Below are 789 nucleotides of genomic sequence, written 5' to 3' on the forward strand. Positions count from 1 at the left end.
GCAATACCCGTTGTCTTGTCGAAACATAGAACCGGCAGGCCCAGGACCATTGCGTCAATGGCAACGTTGGGCAATGGGTCCAAACGGGAGGTCAACAGCATCATGTCGCTCAGGGCGTAGACATGCTCAATGGCGGCTGTTTCGGAAATAATCTTGAATTGCTCCGAGATTCCGGCGCGCTGGATCTGATCTTGAAGGTAAACAGAGTAATGATTATCTTTCTCTGGATTGTAATTATTACCGATCCAGACAAAACGGCACTTATGACCTATAGGTGAATTGATTACGCGGGTCGCGCACTCAATAAACAAGTCTACACCTTTGCGGATTTGTACCCAGCCGGCACCTAATATAACGATCGTGTCATCTTCAGGTCCGCCAGGGCGCATAATTTTTTGCAGCATCGCCTTCTCTGCTTCGATATGAGCTGGACCATGTACCTCGCCAGGGATAATGCTTTTGCCTTGCGCCAACACAGGAAGTTGACACGAAGTCAGTTCTGGCAGTATCTGTGTTGCACTGTCGAGTGTAATGTCGGCAGAGAAAACGGTTTGACTTGCCCATAGCAATGCATTTTGGATTCGCGTGCGGGGGCGAATATATACAGCGAACTCGTGGATCAAGCTGATTGTCGGAATATAGCGATCAGCCAAGGGTTTGAGTACTATATGGGATTCCATACTGTTCACAATCGCAAATTGAAATGAGTAGGTATCAAGGAACTTGCCTAATACCCAATTGGCGAAAGTCTCTTTGTGGTAAAAATCCACAGGGCCGGCAACTATCGCT

General features: G+C 47.8%; 1 protein-coding gene. It reads right to left on the minus strand.

All coding sequences use genetic code 11. The features are described 5' to 3' along the window. The coding region (locus AC1DLB_RS31225) for a glycosyltransferase (RefSeq protein WP_477786432.1) at positions 1-789 on the minus strand (789 nt) is incomplete at both ends.

Source organism: Pseudomonas sp. 05N434 (genome assembly GCF_056396965.1).